Origin of the sequence: Halomonas sp. 707D4 (assembly GCF_024158685.1) — a bacterium.
Taxonomy (GTDB): Bacteria; Pseudomonadota; Gammaproteobacteria; order Pseudomonadales; family Halomonadaceae; genus Vreelandella.
The window spans coordinates 1-2,085 of record NZ_JAMZBD010000520.1; the positions used below are offsets into that span (position 1 = coordinate 1).

The following is a 2,085-nucleotide window of genomic DNA, read 5'->3' on the forward strand; positions in this document are numbered from 1 at the left end:
CCGCTGGTACCAGCTCGAACTCGCGCGGCTGAACGTCGACCTGCGCCTGGGCACCCGGGCGGACGAAGCGACCATTGCTGATCTGCGCCCGGACGTGGTGATCCTCGCCACCGGCGGCCAGCCGTTTCTCTCCCAGGTACCCGAATGGGGCTATGACGCCGAGACCGACAAGAGTCTGGTCGTCAGCACCTGGGACATCCTCGAGGGCCGCGTCGCGCCCGGCAAGAACGTGCTGGTGTTCGACACCATCTGCGAGTTTTCCGGCGTCTCGGCGGCGGACTTCCTGGCGGACAAGGGCGCCAAGGTCGAGATCGTCACCGACGACATCAAGCCCGGTGCGGCGGTGGGCGGCACCACCTTCCCGACCTACTACCGAAGCCTCTACGAGAAGGACGTCATCATGACCTCGGATCTCGCCCTGCATAAGGTGTATCGCGAAGGCGACTCCCTGGTCGCGGTGCTCGAGAACGAGTACACCGGTGCGCTCGAAGAGCGCGTGGTCGACCAGGTCGTGGTCGAGAACGGCGTGCGCCCGGACGAAACCCTCTACTACGCGCTCAAGGAGCAGTCGCGCAACAAGGGCCAGATGGATCTGGAAGCGCTCTATGCGATCGCGCCCCAGCCCTGCCTGCAAGAGAGCGGCGACGGCTTCGCGCTGTTCCGCCTGGGGGATTGCACCGCGCCACGCAACACGCATGCGGCCATCTATGATGCGCTGCGGTTGTGCAAGGACTTCTGACACAATAACGCTGTAAGCCGACCGCCGCGGGCCTCATGGCCTGCGGCGCAGTCCTTACGGTGTCTCTGAGAGGAGAGACGCCATGCTCGAGACCCTGTTACCCCTTCTGCTGTTCACCGCGCTCGCGCTCGCCGCCCTCGGCGCGGTGCGCCGCGTGCGCCTGTGGCGCCAGGGGCGGCCCTCGTCCGTGCCCGTGCTCAAGGGGCTCTTGCGGGTGCCCCGGCGCTATCTGGTCGATCTGCACCACGTCGTCGAGCGCGACAAGTACATCTCCCACACTCACGTCGCCACCGCCGGCGGCTTCGTGCTGGCGGCTTTGCTTGCCATCGTCGTCCACGGTTTTGGCCTGGACAGCGCGATTCTCGCCTGGGTGCTGCTGGTCGCCACCACCAGCATGTTCATTGGCAGCCTGCTGGTCGCCTGGCGGCGAAGCCCGCCGCCGTCGCGGCTCTCCAAGGGCCCGTGGATGCGACTGCCGAAAAGCCTGATGGCGTTCTCGATCGGCATGTTCGTGGTCACGCTGCCCACCGCCGGCGTGCTGCCGGAGGGCATTTTTCAGCAAGGCCTTGGCTGGATCGCGGCACTCGTGCTCGCGGCGATCATCGTCTGGGGCCTGGGCGAGATGTTCTTCGGCATGACCTGGGGCGGGCCGATGAAGCACGCCTTCGCCGGTGCCCTGCACCTGGCCTGGCACCGCCGCCCGGAGCGCTTTTCCTCCAAGGCGGGCGTCGAGCACCGCTCGACCGGCCTGAAAGCGCTGAAGCTCGACGAGCCCGACGCCAAGCTCGGCGTCGAGAAGCCGGCGGACTTCACCTGGAACCAGCTGTTGGGTTTCGATGCCTGCGTGCAGTGCGGGCGCTGCGAGGCGATGTGCCCGGCGTTTGCCGCCGGCCAGCCGCTCAACCCGAAAAAGCTGATCCAGGACATGGTCGTCGGCATGGCCGGCGGCAGCGATGCCAAGTACTACGGCTCGCCCTACCCCGGCAAGCCGGTGGGCGAGCATGCGGGCTCTCCCTTCGGGCCGATCGTCGCCCGCGAAGGCACCTCCTTGGTGGATGCCGAGACGCTCTGGTCCTGCACCACGTGCCGCGCCTGCGTCGAGGAGTGCCCGATGATGATCGAGCACGTCGACGCCATCGTCGACATGCGCCGCTTTCTGACCCTGGAGCACGGCAACACCCCCAACAAGGGCGCCGAGGTGCTCGACAACCTGATCGCCACCGACAACCCCGGCGGCTTCGACCCCGGCTCGCGCCTGCACTGGGCAGCCGACCTGAACCTGCCGCTGATGGCGGACAAGGGTGAGGCCGACGTGCTCCTGTGGCTCGGCGACGGCGTGTTCGACA

The 2,085-nt window shown here is 67.3% G+C and carries 1 protein-coding gene and 1 pseudogene; both read left to right on the top strand.

The genetic code is table 11. The features are described 5' to 3' along the window. Positions 1–739: pseudogene (locus BIS11_RS16055) on the top strand (N-methylproline demethylase); the annotation flags it as partial. Positions 740–821: 82 nt separating this feature from the next. Beyond that, positions 822–2,085: (Fe-S)-binding protein (locus tag BIS11_RS16060; RefSeq protein ID WP_253586531.1), on the top strand; the 1,264-nt coding region annotated here is incomplete at its 3' end.